The organism is Sphingomonas sp. IC-11, assembly GCF_021043365.1.
GTDB lineage: Bacteria > Pseudomonadota > Alphaproteobacteria > Sphingomonadales > Sphingomonadaceae > Sphingomonas.
In genome coordinates this window covers 65,892-87,382 of record NZ_JAJNDU010000001.1, presented here as the reverse complement: position 1 = coordinate 87,382, position 21,491 = coordinate 65,892, and the positions used below count along the sequence as shown (strand labels likewise).

Annotated in this window: 17 protein-coding genes; 10 read left to right on the top strand and 7 right to left on the bottom strand. The window is 64.3% G+C overall.

What is annotated here, in order from left to right; all coding sequences use genetic code 11:
• Positions 1 to 18: 18 nt before the first annotated feature.
• From LQ954_RS00330 to LQ954_RS00320, 3 genes are all read right to left on the bottom strand, one after another.
• Positions 19 to 960, bottom strand: coding sequence for a bifunctional riboflavin kinase/FAD synthetase (locus LQ954_RS00330; RefSeq protein ID WP_231021373.1), 942 nt, complete (start codon positions 958 to 960; stop codon positions 19 to 21).
• A gap of 26 nt (positions 961 to 986) precedes the next feature.
• The gene (locus tag LQ954_RS00325; RefSeq protein ID WP_231021372.1) at positions 987 to 1,454 is read right to left on the bottom strand and encodes a dihydrofolate reductase; all 468 of its coding nucleotides are present in this window, start codon (positions 1,452 to 1,454) and stop codon (positions 987 to 989) included.
• A 181-nt stretch (positions 1,455 to 1,635) separates the two neighbouring features.
• Positions 1,636 to 2,430, bottom strand: a complete 795-nt coding sequence (locus LQ954_RS00320; protein WP_231021371.1) for a thymidylate synthase — start codon at positions 2,428 to 2,430, stop codon at positions 1,636 to 1,638.
• 106 nt (positions 2,431 to 2,536) lie between these two features.
• Here LQ954_RS00320 and LQ954_RS00315 point away from each other — a divergent pair, with 106 nt between their 5' ends.
• Positions 2,537 to 2,905, top strand: coding sequence for a JAB domain-containing protein (locus tag LQ954_RS00315; RefSeq protein ID WP_227771161.1), 369 nt, complete (start codon positions 2,537 to 2,539; stop codon positions 2,903 to 2,905).
• On the opposite strand, the gene LQ954_RS00310 is transcribed toward LQ954_RS00315, so the two are convergent.
• From LQ954_RS00310 to LQ954_RS00295, 4 genes are all read right to left on the bottom strand, one after another.
• A complete protein-coding gene (locus LQ954_RS00310) occupies positions 2,828 to 3,556 on the bottom strand; it encodes a class I SAM-dependent methyltransferase (RefSeq protein WP_269142107.1) in 729 nt (242 codons plus the stop codon). The genes LQ954_RS00315 and LQ954_RS00310 overlap by 78 nt on opposite strands.
• A 161-nt stretch (positions 3,557 to 3,717) precedes the next feature.
• Positions 3,718 to 4,845, bottom strand: a complete 1,128-nt coding sequence (prfB, locus tag LQ954_RS00305) for a peptide chain release factor 2 (RefSeq protein ID WP_227771159.1) — start codon at positions 4,843 to 4,845, stop codon at positions 3,718 to 3,720.
• A 159-nt stretch (positions 4,846 to 5,004) separates the two neighbouring features.
• Positions 5,005 to 7,512: a penicillin-binding protein 1A gene (locus LQ954_RS00300; protein WP_443026592.1), complete on the bottom strand. Its 2,508-nt coding sequence runs from the start codon at positions 7,510 to 7,512 to the stop codon at positions 5,005 to 5,007.
• Positions 7,513 to 7,661: 149 nt separating this feature from the next.
• Positions 7,662 to 8,906 (bottom strand): N-acetylmuramoyl-L-alanine amidase, encoded by a 1,245-nt coding sequence (locus tag LQ954_RS00295; RefSeq protein WP_231021368.1) that lies wholly within the window; start codon positions 8,904 to 8,906, stop codon positions 7,662 to 7,664.
• A gap of 456 nt (positions 8,907 to 9,362) precedes the next feature.
• Between LQ954_RS00295 and LQ954_RS00290 the strand changes: the two genes are divergently transcribed.
• The 9 genes from LQ954_RS00290 (at position 9,363) to LQ954_RS00250 (ending at position 21,450) form a co-directional block, all read left to right on the top strand.
• Entirely contained in the window at positions 9,363 to 12,143 is a 2,781-nt protein-coding gene (locus LQ954_RS00290) for an Rne/Rng family ribonuclease (RefSeq protein ID WP_443026591.1), read from the top strand.
• 185 nt (positions 12,144 to 12,328) lie between these two features.
• Positions 12,329 to 13,633 carry a M48 family metalloprotease gene (locus tag LQ954_RS00285; protein WP_231022679.1) on the top strand — a complete coding sequence of 435 codons (1,305 nt, stop codon included), beginning with the start codon at positions 12,329 to 12,331 and terminating at the stop codon, positions 13,631 to 13,633.
• The gene (locus LQ954_RS00280) at positions 13,630 to 14,352 is read left to right on the top strand and encodes a DsbA family protein (protein WP_231021367.1); all 723 of its coding nucleotides are present in this window, start codon (positions 13,630 to 13,632) and stop codon (positions 14,350 to 14,352) included. Before LQ954_RS00285 ends, LQ954_RS00280 begins: the two co-directional genes overlap by 4 nt.
• Positions 14,353 to 14,485: 133 nt before the next feature.
• Complete coding sequence (locus LQ954_RS00275) at positions 14,486 to 16,126, top strand: mechanosensitive ion channel family protein (protein ID WP_231021366.1); 1,641 nt, start codon at positions 14,486 to 14,488, stop codon at positions 16,124 to 16,126.
• A 29-nt stretch (positions 16,127 to 16,155) separates the two neighbouring features.
• A complete protein-coding gene (locus tag LQ954_RS00270) occupies positions 16,156 to 17,442 on the top strand; it encodes a glycoside hydrolase family 130 protein (RefSeq protein ID WP_227771154.1) in 1,287 nt (428 codons plus the stop codon).
• A 67-nt stretch (positions 17,443 to 17,509) separates the two neighbouring features.
• On the top strand, positions 17,510 to 18,268 hold the full coding sequence (locus LQ954_RS00265; RefSeq protein WP_227771153.1) for an exonuclease domain-containing protein: 759 nt from the start codon (positions 17,510 to 17,512) through the stop codon (positions 18,266 to 18,268).
• A 57-nt stretch (positions 18,269 to 18,325) separates the two neighbouring features.
• On the top strand, positions 18,326 to 19,837 hold the full coding sequence (locus LQ954_RS00260) for a sensor histidine kinase (RefSeq protein WP_231021365.1): 1,512 nt from the start codon (positions 18,326 to 18,328) through the stop codon (positions 19,835 to 19,837).
• Position 19,838: 1 nt separating this feature from the next.
• On the top strand, positions 19,839 to 20,282 hold the full coding sequence (locus tag LQ954_RS00255; protein WP_227771151.1) for a response regulator: 444 nt from the start codon (positions 19,839 to 19,841) through the stop codon (positions 20,280 to 20,282).
• Positions 20,283 to 20,424: 142 nt separating this feature from the next.
• Complete coding sequence (locus LQ954_RS00250; protein ID WP_227771150.1) at positions 20,425 to 21,450, top strand: sensor histidine kinase; 1,026 nt, start codon at positions 20,425 to 20,427, stop codon at positions 21,448 to 21,450.
• Positions 21,451 to 21,491: the final 41 nt, after the last annotated feature.

The following is a 21,491-nucleotide window of genomic DNA, read 5'->3' as shown; positions in this document are numbered from 1 at the left end:
CCCTCCCTGCAAGAAGGGTTAGCGCGCGAGCAACTTTCGCGCCCGGTCGCAGTCCGCCGCCATTTGCTCTTTCAACGCTTCGAGCGTATCGAACTTCGCCTCGGGCCGCAGATAGTCGATCAGAGCGACGTCTATCGCCTGGCCGTAAAGGTCACCTGAGAAGTCGAACAGATAAGGTTCGAGCAATTCCTTGGGCGGATCGAAGCTTGGCCGGATACCAAGGTTTGCCGCACCGTTGAAGACGCGCCCGTCCTCCAGCGTCACGCGTACCGCGTAGATGCCGTAGGCGGGACGCAGGTAGTTTCCGAGATCGACATTGGCGGTGGGGTAGCCAATCTCCCTGCCCAGTTTGTCACCGTGGCGCACCTCACCGCGAATGGTGAAGGGCCGCGTCAGCAGCCGTGCAGCGTCGCGTGGCCGACCCTCGCGCAGCGCGGCGCGGATCCGGGTGGAGGAGACGGTGCCTCCCTCATATGTGACGGCGCCCACCGTGTCAGCGGAGAAGCCATGCGCCTGCCCGAGCGCCGCGAGCAACGAGACATCGCCAGACCGCGCCTTGCCAAAGGTGAAGTCAGCACCAGTCACCACACCGGCGGCGCCGATCTCCTCTACCAAGCGGGAGGTGACGAACGCCTCCGCCGACAAGGCGGCAAGCTCGGCATCGAAGGCAAAGACGAGCATCGCATCGACGCCCGCCGCCTGCATCAGCTCCGCCCGCTGTTCCAACGTGGACAGCCGGAACCAAGGACTGTCCGGCTTGAAGAAACGCATCGGGTGAGGATCAAAGGTCGCGACCAATGCTGGCCGCCCTTCGGCACGCGCGCGCTCGACGGCTCGCCCGACGACAGCCTGGTGGCCGAGGTGAAAGCCGTCGAAGTTGCCAAGCGCAACGATACCACCGCGCAACGCGTCCGACAGCGCCTCGCCCTTGCCCAGCCGGATGATCCCATGCCGATCCATGGCACGGGCGCATAGCGACGCTCGCGTCAGCGCACCAGTGTTACAAAACTATAGGCCGGCCGGTCGCCGACGGCCGGATGATCTTCGCGCCCGGCCTCGCGCCAGCCGGTAAAGGGCGGCACGATCGTGTCTCCAGCCGGCGCGGCATGGACCTCGGTAAGCTCGACCCGATCGGCAAGATCCAGGAACAAGGCAAATACATCCGCGCCGCCGATCACCGCGACATCCTCGCCGGCTGCCGCCAGTGCTTCGGCACGTCCATGCACCACTTCCGCTCCTTCGGCAGACCAAGCGCGGTCGCGGGTCAGGACGATGTGCCGGCGTCCCGGCAGCGGCGCAGGGAAGCTTTCGAACGTCTTGCGTCCCATGATCATCGGCCGGCCGATCGTCTGCGCCTTGAAGCGCTTCAGGTCGGCGGGCAGATGCCACGGCAGGCCACCATCACGGCCGATCACGCCGTTGCTGGCGCGAGCAAGATGGAGGGAAACCGTCACCGGGCGTGAGCGGCGTCAGAGGATGAGCGCGCGTCAGCGCATGCCGGCGGGCTGCCGACTTGCAGCAGCATGGCAGCCAGCGTGGCCGTTGCAATCGTGATCAGATAATCCCGCATGCCAGCCTCCCTCTCTTCGACTACGGTTGTAGTCGAGACGGCTGAACCCCGAGTGAACGAAGCGGTCATACAGCAACTGGCGCCTTGATGTGAGCCTGGGCGACGTAATCGTGCAGCACGAAATCCTCGAACTCATAGGCGTCGATCGCGGGCGGCTTGCGCCGGATTTCCAGCCGCGGCAGCGTGCCGGGCTCACGGCCAAGCTGGAGGCGCGCCTGCTCCAGGTGGTTGGCGTACAGGTGGCAGTCGCCGCCCGTCCAGATGAACTCGCCGGGCTCCAATCCGCATTGCTGCGCGAGCATATGGGTCAGCAAGGCGTAACTCGCGATGTTGAACGGCACGCCCAGGAAGATGTCGGCCGACCGCTGGTACAGTTGAAGCGATAATCGGCCGTTCGCCACATAGGTCTGGAACAGGCAATGGCAGGGCGCCAGCGCCATCGCCTGGAGATCGCCGGGATTCCACGCGGTCACGATCTGCCGACGGGATGCCGGATTGGTTCGGATGTCCTCCACCAACCCCTTGATCTGATCAATATGCCGGCCATCCGCCGCCACCCAGTCGCGCCACTGCTTGCCGTAAACCGGGCCGAGATCACCCTGTTCGTCAGCCCATTCGTCCCAGATGCTGACCTTCCGATCCTGCAACCAGCGCACGTTGGTGTCGCCACGCAGGAACCACAGCAATTCCACGATGATCGAGCGCAGATGCAGCTTCTTGGTGGTGAGCACAGGGAAGCCCTGAGCCAGGTCGAACCGCATCTGGTGCCCGAAAACGCTGAGCGTGCCCGTGCCCGTGCGATCCATCTGCTGCGCGCCCGAGTCGAGCACGCGGGCCATGAGATCAAGATATTGGCGCATGGCCGGACGCTACAGCCGCCCCGCGGCCACGCCAAGCCGCTCGTGAACCGATCCGTTCCGGCGCAGATACCTTGCGCGGCGGATCGCAGCCAACGACTCCGTCATCATGTATGGTTTCGATCCGGCAATCAGCGGACATCTTGCCGCGATGGCGCGCGCCTTGACCGAATCGATTGCATTCGTTTTTCTCGACGAGCGCGGAAGCACACTCGGCCTGCATCACATCCTGTCGGCCAGCGTGTCATCAGTCGACGTGCCGCTACGCACCATCGTGGCGGTGGCCATGGCCCATGATTCCCGTGCTGTCGTGATGGCGCACAATCATCCATCCGGAGATGCCGAGCCTTCGCCGGAGGATCTTCGCACCACCCGCCGGGTGGCGGAAGCACTGGACAGCCTAGGGATCCGGCTTGTCGACCATCTCGTGCTGGCCGGTGACAGCATTGTCAGCTTTCGGGCGCGGGGGCTGCTGTGACTGGTCGAGGCGACAAGGCCGGATCGCCTCCGGCTCGGGCCGCTGCCCTGTTGCGCGGAAGGTAGCGAAATATCCACCGGCCGAGGGCATGGGGGTCATCGTCACCAGCTCGTAGCCTACGGCTGCAAATTCACAGCGGAGGAGCGCAGGCGGCGTGCCGTGATTGACGGTGGTGCGATTGGCGTCGACCACCACCACAAGCCCATCCGGCCGGAGCGCCGGGCGCATCCGCCAGAGGAACTCATAGGGCTGCTCGATTTCATGATACATATGCACCATGAAGATCCGGTCGAAGCTCGCCTCAGGCAACTTCGGGTCAGCCGGTGCACCGAGCTTCACACTCACATTGTCGAGACGCCCGCGCGCGACGCGCTCGGCAAGAGCGTCGCGGACGCTCGGAACAACGTCCTGCGCCAGTACTCGGCCTTCTTCGCCCACTTTTTGGGCGAGACGCATGGTGTAATAACCCTCGCCGGCGCCGATATCCGCGACGGTCATGCCCGGTGTGATGGCGGCGCGCGTCATCACCGTGCCCGCCTCGTTCAAACGATCGCGCGCTTCCTCGTTCGACCAGCGCGACGACACGATGTGAGCGACTGGCCGGTCGGCTGCTGGGAACGGCCCCGGATCCTTGGGCTCATTCTTGAGCAAGGGCTCACCGCCCTCGCAGCCAGCCACCAGCAGCAGGAGAGCAGCCGCGGCGAGGGGTCGCGCCGTGCTGCGGCCATGCCGCGCGCGAAAAGCAGCGCAACGATACCCAAGCGCGGGCGCTCGCTCCCCTTGACAGGAATTCGATGAGGCGCCGAGCATCCTCAGTCGACGTCCTCCACCTCGACCGCTTCGCCCGTGACGCGCTGGGCAAGCGCGGCCGCCATGAAATCATCGAGATCGCCGTCCAGCACGTCCCCCGGCGACGTTGACGTGACACCGGTACGCAGGTCCTTCACCAGCTGATACGGCTGAAGCACGTAGGAGCGGATCTGGTGCCCCCAGCCGATATCGGTCTTGGCGGCGTTGACGGTGTTCGCCTCTTCCTCGCGCTTACGCAGCTCATGCTCGTACAGGCGCGCACGCAGCTGGTTGTACGCCTCCGCCTTGTTCTTGTGCTGGGACCGCTGGTTCTGACAGGCGACCACAATGCCAGTGGGCAAGTGGGTGATACGCACGGCCGAGTCGGTCGTGTTGATGTGCTGTCCGCCCGCGCCCGAAGCGCGATAGGTGTCGATGCGCAGCTCGCTGTCATTGATCTCGATATCGATCGAGTCGTCAATCACCGGATAGACCCAAACGCTCGAAAAGCTGGTGTGGCGACGTGCCGAGCTGTCATAGGGGCTGATGCGAACCAGGCGGTGAACGCCGCTTTCGACCTTGGCATAGCCATAGGCGTTCTCACCCTTCACCAGCAACGTGGCAGACTTGATGCCCGCCTGCTCGCCGGAGTGATAGTCGATCAACTCGACCTTGTAGCCCTGGCGCTCCGCCCAGCGCGTGTACATGCGCTGGAGCATTTCGGCCCAGTCCTGGCTTTCCGTGCCGCCTGCGCCGGCGTTTATCTCCACATACGTGTCGTTGGCGTCGGCTTCGCCCGACAGCAGCGCCTTCACCTTGTCCTTCTGCGCGCGCTCCGCAAGCTGGGCGAGAGCAGCCGTGCCCTCCGACGCCATTTCCTCGTCGCCCTCCGCCTCTGCCATCTCGATCAGCTCTGCAGTGTCGCTGAGCTCGCGCTCGATGGTGCGGGTGGCGGTGATCGCCTCGTCCAGCCGGCGACGCTCACGCATCACGTCCTGAGCCGCCTTGGGATCGTTCCACAGCGTCGGGTCCTCGACCCGCGCATTCAATTCGTCGAGCCGCCGCAGCGCACGATCCCAGTCGAGACTGCGCCGGAGCAGCGCGAGCGCCTCGTTGATCGTGTCGGCATGGGCCTGCGCTTCGGCGCGCATCATCTTTCTCCACTTCTCACATCATTCCAGCGGGCTGGAATCTCGTGCGGCACGAGCAATGCGTCGTAACCGGGAGATCCCAGCTTGCGCTGGGATGACGATATTTGGTTGGCGGACTTAGGACCAGAACGGCGGCAGGACAATGCCAGCGCCGACCGCTCAATAAATGCCGCCCTCGCGCTGCAGGAAGTCGCTGTCGCTCGGCTGCGTGCGGGCACCGGTGGCGGTCGGCGCGGCCGTGGGCTGGGCAGTCGGCCTACGCGGCGCGCGGCGCGCTTCCGCCTGCGGCTTGAACGCTTCCCAGATCACCGCGGGCTTCGGATCATTGTCGTTCGGGAATGTGCCGAACACCGGTCGACCGCTGGCCCGGTCGATCCGCACCATGCGGATCCCGGCCGGGGCGCGGAACGGCAGCGGGTCCATTCCTTCGTAAGCCTTGATCGCCCATTGCTTGAAGATCGGCGCGGCGAGCGTTCCGCCTTGGGCGTAGCCACCCAGGTTCACCGGCGAATCATACCCGATGTAGACACCCGCCACCATTTGCGGCGTACCGCCGATGAACCAGACGTCCTTCGGGCCCGAGTTGGTGCCAGTCTTGCCAAAGATCGGGCGATTGAGATCCCGCAGCACCGTCGCGGTGCCGCGCTGGATCACCCCTTCGGCAATGTGCACCATCTGATAGGCCGACATGGCATCCAGCACCTGCCGGCCACGGCGCGCGGGACGTGGCATCGGCTTTCGATCCCAATCAGGCATGTTGCAGCGATCGCAGGCGCGCCAATTCTCCGGCCAGATCACTTGGCCGCGACGGTTCTGAACGAAGTCGATCAACGTGGGTGCGTGCCACCGGCCCTGGTTGGCGAGGACACCATAAGCGTTGACCATCTTCATAACGGTCGTCTCGCCGGCGCCCAGCGCGTAGGAAAGATAGGGCTGATAGTCGCCGATCTCCATCGCCTTCATCAGGCGGACGACATTCGCCATGCCCGTCTGCGCCGCGGCACGCACCGTCATCAGGTTGCGCGACTGCTCAACGCCCCATCGCATCGTATGCGGCCCGGCACCGCGCGAATTGCCGAAGTTGCGGAAGCACTTCTGGCCAAGCCGTGGTCCTTGATCCACGCAGAACGGCCCGTCCACGATGATGGAGGCGGGCGTCATGCCGTGTTCCAGCGCAGCGGCATAGACGATCGGCTTGATGGTGGAGCCCGGCTGCCGCATCGCCTGGGTGGCGCGATTAAACGACTGAAGCGACGCGTCGAAGCCGCCCTGCATCGCCAGGATGCGGCCAGACTCCGGCTCCTGCACCACGAACCCGCCAGAGATCTTGGGCACGGAACGCAGGGCGAACTGACTGCCCGAGGGGGCGACCGCGATCACATCGCCCGGTTTCAGCGTGCCGAAAGCCGGCGTGCTGCTGCCGCGGGTCGGCATCTGCGCGCCCCAGCGCGGCAATGTACCCCGGTCCCCGTTAGCGAAGCCGATCTGTGCTTCGCTGTCTCCCCGCGAGATCACAATGGCCGCGCGCCAGTCCGCATGATCGAGGTTGATGTTGGTGTTCAGCAACGCGACCTGCCACCGGTCCCCGTCGATTTCCACATGGCGGAGCGGGCCGGAAAAGCCGCGGCCGCGATCATAGCGCAGCAAGCCGTCCCGCAAGGCTTCAGCCGCCGCTGCCTGAACGCGCCGGTCCAGCGACGTGCGCACCCACAGACCGCCGGAATAAACGCTGTTAGCACTGTCCCGAGCGGTTTCGCCGAACCGGCTGATGAGCTCGCGCCGAACTTCCTCCACGAAGTAGCCGCCGACGCGCTCGAACTTTGGCACGCGCCGAACGATCGCGCCAATCGGTTGCGCCTGCGCCTCGCTACGCTGCGCTGCCGTGATGAAGCCGTTGCGCTCCATCTCACCCAGGGCCCAGTTGCGCCGCTCCAGCGCCCGTTCGGTGTCCCGGAACGGATCATAGTTTGCCGGCCCCTTCGGCAGGATGGCAAGATAGGCCATCTGCGAAAGGCTCAGCTCATCCAGTTCCTTGTCGAAATAGGCGTGGCTAGCCGCTTCGACGCCATAGGCATTCCGGCCAAGGAAGATCTGGTTGAGATAGAGCTCAAGGATTTGCTGCTTGGACAGCGTGTCCTCGATCCGCCACGCGAGGATCGCTTCCTTGATCTTGCGGGTCGGCGAATATTCGTTGCCAATCAGCAGGTTCTTGGCGACCTGCTGCGTGATCGTGGACCCGCCGCGCGCGCGCTGGCCACTGCCGAGCTTGGAAACATAATCCACCACCGCACCGGCAAGGCCCGGATAGTCGACGCCGTGATGTTCGAAAAAGGTCTTGTCCTCCGCGGCCAGGAACGCCTGAACCAACGTTTTGGGATATTCCGCAAAGGAGAGCTCGACCCGCCGCTCGCGCGCATAGGAATAGACGGGAGCACCATCGATGCCGCGCACATTGGTAGGGAGCGGCGGCTCGTACGTACGCAGTTGTTCCACCGACGGCAGATCGCGGGTGATGAAATACCAGCCGCCGCCCAGCAGGAGCAGCCCGATCGCGGCAAGCACGGCCAGCACCTTCACCCACCAGCGCGCCCACAGCCGCGACAAGCGCTCGCCAAGGCCGCTGGTGCGCCGTTGCACCGTCATTGGTTCGGGGGGAGTGGACGCCATACGCGACGCCGGTGTTTAGGGAGCGGCCGTGCGGCTGGCAACATCAAGCCCGTACGCCGCGCGCCGGATCGAGAACCGTCGCCCATAGCGCCGCACCGCACACCTTCGGGCGAACACGTCCATGTGCTCCGCTCACCGCCCGGCAAACATTAACGCGCAGCGGTTTGAGCCATCCGGCGCGCAAAGTGTATTTCCACGGCCCGACGCACGCTTTGCGCGATCCGTTCGCGCCCCTCGCGACTGTCAAGGAATGCAGCATCCTGAGCGTTGGAGATATAGCCGGTTTCAAACAGGATCGAAGGCAGGTCGGGCGCCTTTAGCACCAGCAGCGAAGCCATGCGGTGGAAGTTGCTCTTCACCGGAATCAAAGGTTTTGCCTCGCGACCGAGCAGGCGCGCAAATCCGGCCGACGCGTTCATCGTTTCCCGCTGGGTCAGATCGATGAGAATGGAGGACACGTCCTCGCTCTCATCCAGGTTCACCCCAGCGATGATGTCTGCCTTGTTCTCGCGCGCGGCAAGCCGCGCGGCTTCCTTGTCGGACGCGACATCCGAAAGCGTGTAGGCGGTGGCACCGGATGCCTCGACGTTGCCGGCACTGTCGCAGTGGATGGAGATGAACAGGTCCGCGCCTAGTTGACGAGCCACCCCGAATCGCTCGCGATGCAGGATGTAGCGATCATCATCACGCGTCAGCGCTACGCGGACGCGCCCGGACTCCAGCAGCTCATCCCTGATCGCGCGGGCGATCTTGAGCGTCACGTCCTTTTCGCGCAGACCCGTCTCGGCATTGATCGCGCCCGGATCGTTTCCGCCGTGACCGGCGTCGATCACCACCAGTGGCCGGCTGTCGTCCCCCTGCACACGCGGCAAGGCGCTCTTGCGCGCGGGCGGCACCGGGATCGACACCTTGTACTTGGGCTTGGCCTTTCCCCAGCCGAACGGAAGGAAACTTAACGGCGATGCCGCGCTGGCCGCGGCGAAGCGGCGCCCGTCAACCTGGCGCAGCGACAGCTCCAGCGTGCGCCCATCATCCTGAAACTCGCCCTTCGATACGATCATCGGTTCAGCAAGGTCCAGCACCACACGCGCGCTATCGGCCCCGCGCCAACCCTGCCGCACCGCCGTGATCGCGCCGTCGCCGCCACTCGCGCGGCCCGGACGAGCGCCGTCGATATCGATCGCAATGCGCTGCGGCCCGTTCAGGATGAAGCTGGACGCGCCGCGCACAGCTTCATCGAAACGGATCGTGATCCGCCCCTCTCGCACGTCCACGCGCTGCACCGTCGCGGCCCAGCCCGGAGTGCCGAATGAGAGACCAGCCAAGAACGCGAGCAGCATCGACATTTGCCCTGCATGCCGCGTCGGCTGCTCGCTGGTCCAGCGAAAAGCCATGATACGCAAACCCTTCTTCCCTGCCCGATTCGGGTTACGCCGCTGCTGGTCAAATCGCAGTTGCTCATTGGGGTTAACAAGCTGTTCGGCACGTTTTTGCCGCTTGTCCGGCAAGGACGTTCCGGTTGCCGAATGACAAACGACTTGCTAGTCACCACGTTGATCGGATTGCAGGCCTTTGCGCCCGCTGCCGACCCACCGCCCGACCGGCTGTTCACGCCGGCCCGGGCCATCAGGTTGACGTTCGCATGTCGCATTTTCCCCCACCGCAGTTTCGACCGGCTCTTGCCGGCGGCGCGGGCGCGGGGCTGATCCAGGGCGTTGCGCCCGGACGTGCGCGGCGGACGAAGGCACAAGTCACCACCATCCGCTTGCCCGGCGAACGAGAGCCGGCAGCGCCTTATCATCGCGTGACCCCGCCGTCCGGCGGCGCGAGTCGCGCGCGGAGACCATATAATGACCATGCGCATGCTGATCGACGCACGCCACCGGGAGGAAACCCGCGTGGCCGTCGTCAAGGGAAACCGCATCGAAGAGTTTGATTTTGAGAGTGCCGAGCGCAAGCAGCTCAAGGGAAATATCTATCTTGCCAAGGTGACGCGGGTCGAGCCGTCGCTGCAGGCGGCGTTCGTCGACTATGGTGGCAATCGCCACGGCTTCCTCGCTTTTTCGGAAATCCATCCCGATTACTATCAGATCCCCAAGGAGGATCGCGAGGCACTGCTGCGCGAAGAAGCGGAGCATGCAGCCGAGGAAGCAAAGCTGCGTGCCGAGCAGGAGGCCGCCGAAGACGCCGACCTTGACGCTCCCGAGGGTGATGCCGAGTTCGAGGACGACGCGGACGGCGGTGACGAAATCGAGGGCGATGTCGATAGCGAAGAGGGCCCCGCCCGCGCCGCCACCGGCATCAACGACGATCAGGTGGAAGCGCTGCGCCAGCGCCGCATGAACCTGCGCCGCCGCTACAAGATCCAGGACGTGATCCGCCGCCGCCAGGTACTGCTGGTCCAGGTCGTGAAGGAAGAGCGAGGCAACAAGGGCGCAGCACTGACGACCTATTTGTCGCTGGCGGGCCGTTATTGCGTGCTGATGCCCAACACGTCGCATGGCGGCGGGATCAGCCGAAAGATCAGTAATTCGGCCGATCGCAAGCGGCTGAAGTCGATCATGGCGGAAATGGAACTGCCGCCGTCGATGGGCTGCATCGTGCGCACCGCAGGTCTCAGCCGCACGCGTACCGAGATCAAGCGTGACTTCGATTACCTCGCCCGCCTGTGGGACGGCATCCGTGAAAAGACGCTGACGAGCGCGGCACCAGCGCTGATCTATGGCGACAGCGATCTCATCAAGCGCGCGATCCGCGACATCTATAACAAGGACATCGACGAGGTGATCGTCGAGGGTGACGAAGGCTATCGCCAAGCGAAGGACTTCATGCGCCTGCTGATGCCAAGCCACGCCAAGCGGGTGAAGCATTACAGCGATCCCATTCCGCTGTTCCAGCGCTGCCATGTCGAGGATCAGCTCGCCGCCATGTACCACCCGGTGGTGCAGCTGAAGTCGGGCGGCTACCTCGTCATCAACCCGACCGAGGCGTTGGTCTCGATCGACATCAACTCGGGCCGTTCGACGCGCGAGCATAATATCGAGCAGACCGCGACCGCGACGAACCTCGAGGCGGCGCAGGAAATCGCGCGTCAGTTGCGCCTGCGCGACATGGCCGGTCTCGTCGTCATCGACTTCATCGACATGGACAACAATTCCAATGTCCGGAAGGTCGAGAAGGCGATGAAGGAGGCGCTGAAGAACGATCGCGCCCGCATCCAGGTCGGCCGCATCTCGTCGTTCGGCCTCATGGAAATGAGCCGCCAGCGCCTGCGCACCGGCGTGCTCGAGGCCTCCACCCGCCCCTGCCCGCATTGCGAAGGCACCGGTCTTGTCCGCACCGCATCGTCCGCGGGCCTCAGCGCGTTGCGCCTGATCGAAGACGAAGCCGCGCGTGGCCGTGGCTCGCTGCTGACGCTGCGCTGCAGCCAGGAAGCCGCCTTCTACGTGCTCAATCGCAAGCGGGCCGACATCGCCGAGATCGAGGATCGTTACGGCGTAACCGTGGAAATCCTGCCGGACGGTGAGCAGGAAGGCGCGCGCATGTCAGTCGAGGCGTCGGGTCCGCCGCCGGCCTATGCTCCGAAATTCGCGCCGCCGCTCGAGGAGATCGAGGAAGACTTCCCCGAGGAGATCGAGGAGGAAGAAGAGGAAGAGCTCGAGGCCGAGGACGAGGCGCCCCGAGCCGAGGAAGCACGGGGTGACGAGCAGCGTGAGGGCGGTCGCAAGCGCCGTCGCCGTCGTGGCCGGCGCGGTCGGACGAATGGCGAAGCCGGCGCAGCGCCCGCGTCGAACGCGGACATCAGCGAAGGTGATGAAAGCGACGCCGCCAGCGAAGACGAGGCTGTCGAAGCGGCGGAAGCGGAAGCTACTTCCGACCACGACGATTCCGAGGGCACGGCAGAGGGCGAAGGCGGTCGTCGCCGGCGCAATCGCCGCGGGCGCCGGCGGCGCCGTGAGAATGGGGCCGAAGGCGACGCCAATCGCGTCGAGGGCGACAGCGTCTCCACCGCGGCCGAGGTGAGCGTGGAAGCGGAGACCGCGGAAGCGCCGTTGGTCGAGACCGCGATCACCGAAGCTCCTGCTGTGGAGCCCGTCGCGTCCGAAGCAAGCGCAGACGCGACCGCCAACGCAGCTGCGGAAGCGGAGCAGCCGGCCCCGAAGACCCGGCGTCGCCCGCGTGCCAAGAAGGCGGTCGAGCAGGCACCTGTCGCTGCGCCGGCAGAGGCACCGGCGGTCATCGAAACGCCCGGCATCGACGCGATCGCGCCGGCGACGGAGGAAGGCGCACCGGCCAGGCCGAAGCGCACTCGGCGCAAGAAAACGGACGCTCCGACCACTGATGCCACCGCCGCAGCCGAGGCGGCAGCGCCAGCCGAAGCGACGGAAGCACCCGCCAAGCCGAAGCGCACCCGGCGCAAGAAGGCGGATGCAGCGACGGAAGGCGCCGCGGATGTGCCCGGAGCGGACGCTGGCGCTGCATCGTCCAACGCGGCGGCCGCCCCTGCCAGCGAGGCTAACGCTGCCGATGCAACTGCTGCCGGCACTACGGCCGGAACCGAAGAAGGCACCGCCGAGGAACCCGCCGCAGCGCCGCGCCGCGGCTGGTGGCAGCGGACCTTCGGTGCGTAAACCGCCGGTCGTGACACGTTGCCGGTGATCGACATGCGCCGGGCTTCAGCGATGGTTAAGCCACCATCATGCTGGGTCCGGCGCATGTCCGTCGCTCGCCGATCGATCATGCAGCGCCCGCAGCTGTGACCCGCCGCTCCGCTGCTCTTCGCCTACTGGCCGCTGCGGCCCTGGCCTGCGTTTCCATGGCACAGGCTGCCCAGGCGCAGTCGATCTTGCGCGATGCCGAGACTGAGACGTTGCTGGCGGACATGACGGCTCCGCTCATCACCGCCGCCGGGTTGCGGCCCAGCGACGTGAAGGTCGTCCTGGTTAACGATGATTCGATCAACGCCTTCGTAGCGGGCGGCCAGATCGTCTATGTGCACTCTGGCACGATCCAGGCGGCTAAGACCGCCAACGAAGTGCAGGGCGTCATCGCCCATGAACTCGGCCACATTACGGGCGGGCACGTCTCGCTTGCCGGCCGCGGCTTTCAGGAAGCGACTGGCATCTCCATCCTTTCCATGGTGCTGGGCCTGGCGGCAATGGCCGCTGGAGCCGGGGAAGCGGGCGCCGGCGTTCTCGCCGCGGGGCAGCAAGCCGCCATGACCAAGTATCTCGCCTTCTCGCGTCAGCAGGAGGCCTCAACCGACGCCGCCGGCGCAAAATATCTCAACGCCGCCGGGATCAGCGGCAAGGGATATCTCAATTTCTTCAAGACGATGCAGCAGCTTGAATATCGCTACGGCATCACCCGCAAGGTTGAGTACATGCTCAGCCACCCGGTTTCGTCCGAACGCGTGGCGGCGGTTTCAGAAACGCTGCAGGCTTCGGCAGCCTGGAACAAGCCGCTCAATCAGGATTGGGAAGAGCGCTTCAAGCGGGTCCAGGCCAAACTGGACGGTTATCTGCTACCGCCCGCGCAGGCGCTCCAGAAATATCCGGAGGGCACCCAGACCATCTACGCGCACTACGCCCGCGCCTATGCCTATCACCGCAGCGGCTATCCCGAGAAGGCAAACGCTGAGGCCGACGCCCTCGTGACCAACAAGCCCAACGATCCCTACTTCCTGGAGATCAAGGGCCAGATCCTGCTTGAGGCAGGCAAGCCGCAGGAGGCCTTGGCGCCGCTGCGCGCCGCAACTGACGGATCGCGCAACAACCCGCTGATCGCCACCACGTTCGGCCATGCACTGATCGCAACGGAGGACAAGGCGAACTACGAGGAAGCCAAGCGCGTGCTGCGTACGGCCGTCGCCCGCGATGATCAGAACCCCTTCGCCTGGTATCAACTCGGTACCGTTTATGAGCGCACCGGCGATCCTGCGCGGGCAGCGCTCGCCACGGCCGAACGCGCCAGCATGGTAGGCGATCACCGCACGGCTGCGGCTAGCGCACGCTATGCCCTTGCAGGCATCCCACAAAATACGCCTGACTGGATCCGGGCACAGGATATTGCGATGACATCTGCCAATTCCCTCGACGGCGACAAGCGCAAGCGCAAATGAACCGACTTACCCTGTTGCTGGTCGTGCTGCTGGGGGCGACCTTCGGTGCCGTGGGCATGTGGCTGGCCGAACGGGCTGCCCCCGGTGACCTGCGCGTAAGTGACAAGGCGCAGATCGAGAAGGTGGTGCATGACTACCTCCTCAGCAATCCCGAGATAATCCCGCAGGCGATGCAGAAGCTGCAGGAGCGCGAAAGCGGCCGTGCGGTGGCGGCCAATCGGTCCCGGATCGAAACGCCATATCCGGGAGCGGTGATGGGCAACCGAAATGGCGACGTTACTCTCGTCGAGTTCTTCGATTACAACTGCGGCTATTGCCGGGCGAGCCTGCCGACCATCGATCGACTGGTAAAGAGCGATCCGAAGTTGCGGGTCGTGTTCCGCGAGCTGCCGATTCTGGCCGAGGAAAGTCGGGATGCGGCCCGTGCTTCACTTGCCGCGGCTGCACAAGGACGGTTTCCGGCCTTTCACCAGGCACTATACGCAGGCGGGGCAGTGAGTGCGCAGTCGATCGCCGCCGCGGCGCGGAGCACGGGCGTGGACCTCACCAAAATGCCTGATGACGTTGACACGGAGATCGCAGGCAATCTGGGCCTGGCTGCGAAGTTGGGCATCAGCGGGACGCCGGCGTGGGTAGTGGGTGATAAGGTACTCTCTGGCGCCTTGCCCTTTGATCGTTTGCAGGAAGCAATCGCCGAAGCGCGATCGTCGCGGGACTGAGCGCTGCGGCCGCCGGGCACTGCGCGAGCGGCTATATCAGCCGGGGGGGGCGAAGCGTTGTCCTGACACCACGGATGGTGCGACCTTTCGGCGGGCAACGGCGTTTCCTTCACGGACGTCTTAAACGCCGCAGGTGACCGTGCTCAGCTATCTTCGTCGTTTCCTCCTCATTCTCCTTCTCGCCACGATGACCGGCATACCTGCGCTGGCTCAGGACGCACCCGCGAATAGTACCGCGCCGACCATCCCGGCGGACCCTTTTGGTCGTGAAACGCCGCGTTCCACCGTTAGCGGATTGATCGAAGCACTCGCGAAGCGCGACTATAACCGAGCCGCCAATTACTTCGACCTGCCGGTGCAGGACGACGCGCGAGTGATGGACGGCGCGTCGGAGCTGGCCCGCCGGTTGCAAGTGCTGCTGGACAGTGGCGGCACGCTGTTGCCGTTTGCTCGGCTATCGAATGAGCCTGCGGGGCGCATCGACGACGACCTGCCGCTCGACCGCGAACTTGCCGGCGACCTCAAGGGAAGCACCGGCGACGCGCCGATCTTGCTGACCCATGGATCATTGAACGGTCGCTCCGTGTGGCGGATCTCACATGATACGATCCGGCAGTTAATGGCAGTGCCGGCCACAAAGGTCGCCGCCCCTTCTACCGACGCCGTCGTCGGCATCGACGTTGCCGGCGCACCGGCCGAAGACTGGGCATTGCTGATCGGCATTGCTGCGCTCAGTTTTGTGATCTTACGACTGATTGCTGCCGCTGCACTGGCCGTAATGCGCCGCGGCATTACCGATCCGGATGCGAATGCAGTATATCGCTTCTTCCACGCCGCTCTGCCGCCGCTCAGCCTCTTCATCGCGGTTATGGCATTCTACACTTGGGCCGAGCGCCTTCAGGTAGCGATTGTCGCCCGCCAAACGCTGCTGCGGTACGCCGGCGGGGTCGCGGCCATTGCGTTGGTGTGGTTTGGCCTTCGCCTGGTCGATGCCGTCGCGGATGTCGCCATTGCACGGATGCATCGCCGATCCCGCCGTCAGGCCGTTTCGGTCGTCACGCTGTTGCGGCGGGCGGCGAAGATCCTGCTGTTGGTGTTCAGCATCGTCGCCGTGCTCGACACGTTCGGCATCGATGTCACGACCGGCATTGCGGCACTGGGTATTGGCGGTATCGCCCTCGCACTAGGCGCGCAGAAGACAGTCGAGAACTTGGTCGGCAGTGTCACCGTGATTGCCGATCGTCCCGTCCAGGTCGGCGATTTTTGCCGCGTGGGAGACGTAGTCGGTACGGTGGAGGACGTCGGCATCCGGTCCACTCGTATTCGCACTAATGATCGGACGATTGTCACCATCCCGAACGGCGATTTCTCCTCCCGTCAGATCGAGAATTTTGCCAAGCGGGACCGCTTCCTTTTCGCGCCTAAGATCTACATCGAATATACCTCGCCCGATAAAATCCGGGAGGCGGTGGCGATCATTGAGGACGTGCTGCTCTCGAACGAGAACATCTCAAAGGATGGGCCGCGGGCGCGGTTCAACAACTTCGGGGAAAGCGCACTGGAGATTGAGGTATTTTCCTACATTGCACTCAGTGACTTCGGGGAAAGCACGACCGTGCGGCAGGATTTGCTGCTGTCGATCTACGAGCGGCTGAGCGCGGCCGGTATCACCATCGCCGTTCCGACCCGCACATTGTTTCTGGCGCCAAAGCCGCCAATCGCCGACCAAGACGGGCCGGTGGCGCATTCCAGTGCACCGCCCGAGAATTCCTGATCTCCACTTCAACCGCAAGGGATACCACGATGAACGCAGCGGACGTGTTCAGCACCTTATCAATCGAGTTGAAGCCGGACCCGTCCCGCACCGTCATTCGCCCGTTCAGCTTCGCCTATCCCGAGCCATTCGGCAAAGACCGCCCCAAGCGGATGCAGCAGGTGGCCGATCGGTTGCTGTCGCTCGACAAGCCGATGCGTGAACGAATGCGCATGCTGCTCCAGCGGCCGATGCATGAACGCCACCGCAATGCAGACGCCACCTTTCTGCGCCGCTTCGCTGATGTCGCCGGCGATCTGAAGCTGCCGCCAAATCTCGACGAGACGGACCGCCTGCTGATCGGCGCTTACTTCAGCCAGGAATATGCTTTTGAATCGGCCGCTCTCTTCAATCCCAGCATCATTCCACTGCCGGATGCGGACGAGAACGACGACTCGCTTGCCTTTCTACTATCCCTGAGGGGGATCGGGGAGGGTCATATTTCCTCCGTGACGTTCCGCACCGGAACATGGGATGCGGGCGACCAGGTCATCGTCCATCCGGCCAGCCAACAAGGTGTTCCGCCGCGAATAGACAAGGAAGAAGCCGGATGGATCCGGCTGCTGTGCGACGAGAGCGATGATGTTTCGGAAACCGTGCTGTTTCCGGTGCTGCCCAGCCAACGCTCAGGCATCGAGGATCTGCGCATGGTTCGTTTCACCGACGATGACGGGAATCGCAGCGTGATCGGGACCTACACTGCCTTCGACGGGGTGACCGCCCGGCAGGAGATGCTTCGCGGGGTCGATATGCGCACCGTGGAGATGCGCGCGCTGACCGGCGCCATGTCCGGGTACAAGGGCATGGCGCTGTTTCCACGCAAGATCGGCGGCCAGTTCGTGATGCTGGGCCGTCAGGACAATGAGAACATCTGGCTGCTCCGGTCCGATCGGCTGGAACATTGGGACGACGGCGTGCGGATCCTCGCGCCCAAATATCCATGGGAGTTCGTCCAGATGGGGAACTGCGGCTCGCCCATCGAAATCGACGAAGGCTGGCTGGTGTTCACCCACGGTGTAGGCTTGGTGCGCGGCTATTGCGTCGGTGCCTGTCTGCTCGACAAGGCCGATCCGTCCCGTGTGCTGGCACGCACCCCCTCACCGCTCCTGTTTCCCAGCGCCGAGCAGCGGGGCGGTTACGTGCCCAATGTCACCTATAGCTGCGGTGCGCTGCTTCACCGCAGGCGCATCCTGTTGCCGTATGCGATTGGTGACGAGTACAGCGCCTTTGCCGTCGGGAATGTGGATGATTTGCTGTCGGTAATGGTCGCGGCCTGATCGGCGGCGCGAGGGGAACTTGCGCGGGACGGATGACAGCGCCGCCGCAAGTCCCCACATGGGCATCATGCGTCGCCAACCAAGCATCATCCGCGTCATCGATCTCGAAACCACCGGCAACGCTCCGCCCCAGCATGGCGTATGTGAGATCGGTTGGCAGGATGTGGCGCTCGGACCAGACGGACGATGGGAGCTGTACGGCGAAGGCGGGCAGCGGCTGGTCAATCCGGGCCGGTCCATGCCGCCGATCACACAAGCGATCCATCATATTCGCGATGAGGATGTGGCCGACGCGCCATGGTGGCATGACGTCGCCCGAAACGTCCTGGATCCCTATCCTCGCCGCGTTGCGCTCGCTGCGCATCGCGCCGATTTCGAGCAGCAATTCTGCACGCCCGCGCTCACCCACGGTGCGCAGTGGATCTGCACATGGAAGTGCGCTTTACGCCTCTGGCCCGACTCGCCCAGTTTTTCCAATCAGGTGCTACGATACTGGCGCAAGCCGGAGGGCCTGGACCATGAGCGTGGCTTGCCGGCGCACCGCGCGTTCCCGGACGCCTATGTCACGGCCCACCATCTGCGGGATCAATTGAACGAAGCCAGTGTTGAGCAGCTGATCGAATGGTCCAGCATACCGGCCTTGCTGCCACGGGTGCGCTTCGGCCCAGACCGCGGCAAGCCGTGGAACGAGATCGAGGAGGAGAGCCTGATCAAGTTCCTGACCGATCGCGATCCGGACGTGCGGTTCACGGCCGAAACCGAGTTGGCCCGCCGCCGTGGCGGTGGGCTCGTCGGCCGGATGAGCGCCCAGGAACTGCTGCTTTAGCAAAGTCAGGACAGCAGCTCTGGCGTTTTCTCCGATCCGCTCCTAGACGCATCTGCGATGGCCGGGGAACGGGGGCAAAACTTCGCTACAAGCGAAGGCAAGATCGGGCGCGTGCTGATCGCCTTTATGGCGGTCGGCTTTTTTGCGCTGATCGCCGCAGGCTTTGCCGCTGCATGGGTGACGGGCGAGCTGGCGCGGCACAGCCAGGCTGTCTCGCATACCTATGAGGTCGAGCTGGCGATCGCGGACACCCGCCGTCTGATCGAGCAGGGCGAGACGACGCGCCGCGGGTTCCTGTTGTCTCCGGACACGCCGAGCTTCCTTGAATCCTACAATGAGGCGGCGGCAGCGCTGCCACGGGCGGCCAAAAGGCTGCGGCAGCTGACGTACGACAATCCGCGGCAACAGTCACACATCCGCACGCTGGAACGGCACCTTCGCGAGTTGCTAGCGCTGCGCGCGCAAAGTGTGGAGCTCATCATCGGCGGTAAGGTGAAGGAAGCGAACGAGCGCTTTCAGGCCGAACTGAGCAGTACCCGCCTTGGCGAAATCCGCGCTGTCTTCGATGCCATGGCACGGGAGGAACGAGAATTGCTGGCGGCGCGTGATGCGCAGCAGGAACGCAGCATCGGCCTGTTCTACACGGTCCTGGCGGTGGCGGGGGTGCTGCTGGTTGCAGTGGCGGTGGCCGCGCTTCTGGTGGTGGTGCGCTACACCAGCGATCTGGCGCAGTCTCGCGAGCAACTCCAGCAGTTGAACGAAAGCCTTGAAGCGATCGTGGTGGATCGCACGGCGGATCTTTCTCGCGCCAATGACGAGATTCAGCGATTCGCTTATATCGTCAGCCACGATCTTCGCTCGCCGCTGGTAAACGTAATGGGCTTCACTGCCGAACTGGAAGCAGCGGCAGCGGCTTTGCGCGCGTTGGTCGAGCGTGTGGAGCAGGATGCGCCGGCCATCCTGACCGATGACGCGCGCCTTGCCGCGCAGGAAGACTTGCCTGAAGCGATCGGCTTTATTCGCACATCGACCCAGAAGATGGATCGGCTGATCAACGCGATCCTCGCCCTATCCCGACAGGGGCGGCGGGTGCTTGCGCCCGAGCCGCTCGATCTGATGCGGATGGTTGGCCAGATTCGCGATTCGATGGCGCACCGACTGGATGAGACGGGCGCCCGGATCGATGTTGACGGCATCCTACCAGCGCTGGTCAGCGATCGCGTGGCAATCGAGCAGATCCTGTCGAACCTGATCGAGAACGCGGTTAAATATCGCCACCCTGACCGCCCCGTCGAAGTACAGGTGAGTGGTGGCACGGCGGGTGACCGGGTGTGGATCGCCGTCTCTGACAATGGCCGCGGCATCGACCCGCGCGATCACGAGCGTGTTTTTGATCTGTTCCGTCGGTCCGGCACGCAGGACCAGCCCGGCGAAGGCATTGGCCTCGCCCATGTCCGCGCTCTTGCCTATCGCCTCGGCGGTACGATTACTTTGCGGTCTGCGCTTGGCGAAGGGGCAACCTTCCGCCTATCGCTGCCGCCGACGCTGACCTTGCAGGAAAAATCTTGAGATGAACGCACATCAATCCGTCAGCATCGTGATGATCGAGGATGACGAAGGCCACGCGCGCCTTATCGAAAAGAACATCCGTCGTGCGGGCATCCTCAACGACATCAAGCATTTTCTCGACGGGACCAGCGCGCTCGACTATCTGTTCAACGCGCCTGACGGCCCGGCCCTGAACGGCCCCGCGCTGGTGCTGCTCGACCTCAATCTCCCGGACATGAGCGGGACGGATATTCTCGCGAAGATCAAGCAGTCCGATGGGCCGGTTAAGCGCACGCCGGTGGTGGTCCTGACCACGACAGACGATAGCCGCGAGATTCAGCGCTGCTACGATCTTGGCGCCAACGTCTACATCACCAAGCCGGTGAACTACGAAAGCTTCGCTCAGGCGATCCGCCAGCTCGGCCTCTTTCTGTCCGTGATCCAGGTTCCCGATCTCGAGGGATGATGCGCGGCGGTTCTCCGATCGTGTCTAGTGGTCAGCCGCGCAATTGCGGCCGCGCGAGCGGCTGCCTTGGCCCAGCGGCGGATCTTGCGGGCGTCGGTCGTCGCTTGGTGCGTTCTGACGCTGAGCTGAATGCGAGCGCCTGATGGATCGCATTCTCTACATCGACGATGACGAGGGTATTCGTCGCCTCGCCTCGCGCGCCCTGGCTCGTCGCGGGTGGGACGTTACGACGGCGGACGGTGGCGAACTGGGGGTGCGCATCGCCGCCGAGCAGCGCTTTCATCTCGTCGCCGTCGACCATTACATGCCCGGAATCGACGGGCTGGAAACGCTGGCACGCCTTCGGCAGCTGCCCGATCCGCCAAGCGTCGTTTATGTCACCGGTTCGGAAGAGCAACGGGTCGCCGTAGCCGCGCTGCGTGCCGGTGCTTCCGACTATGTCGTGAAATCGGTGGGCGACGACTTTTTCGACCTGCTCGACGCATCATTCCGGGCAGTTGTGGCGCATGCCCAGCTAGAGAAGCAAAAATCCGCCGCCGAGGAGTCGCTGCGCGTCTCCAACGCACGGCTGGAAGCGCTGTTAGCGGAGGTAAACCACCGAGTCGCCAATTCACTGCAGCTCGTATCGGCAATGGTGCGGTTGCAGGCGGGTGCCCTCACCGATCCGGGCGCACGGGCCGCGCTGGAAGATACGCAACGCCGGATCAGCGCCATCGCTCAGGTGCATCGTCGGCTCTACACCGGCGGCGACGTCGAACATGTCGACATGCGCGAGTATCTCGGCACGCTGGTCGACGAGCTTGCAGAAACATGGTCGACCGTCGATCGCCCGCGCGCGCTCCGGCTGGCGGCAGAACCGATCCGATTGCCCACAGACCGAGCCGTGTCGCTGGGCGTGATCGTAACCGAACTCGTCAGCAACGCCTGCAAATATGCCTACCCTGCCGGCAGCGGCGAAGTTCGCATCGCCCTGCATCGGGAAGGCGATGACGTGTTTCTGCTGGCGGTTGAGGACGATGGTGTCGGCATGTCGGGCGGCATCTCGCCAGGCGGAACCGGTGTCGGCACAAAGCTGATCCGGGCTATGGCACAAAGCCTGCAGTCAAGCGTCGAATATGATCCGTCGCATCGCGGCACCCGCGCTATCCTGCGGGCGGCGCTCGCCTGATTTGAGGCTGCCCAATGGACGGGCAGGTGGTAGAAATCCCT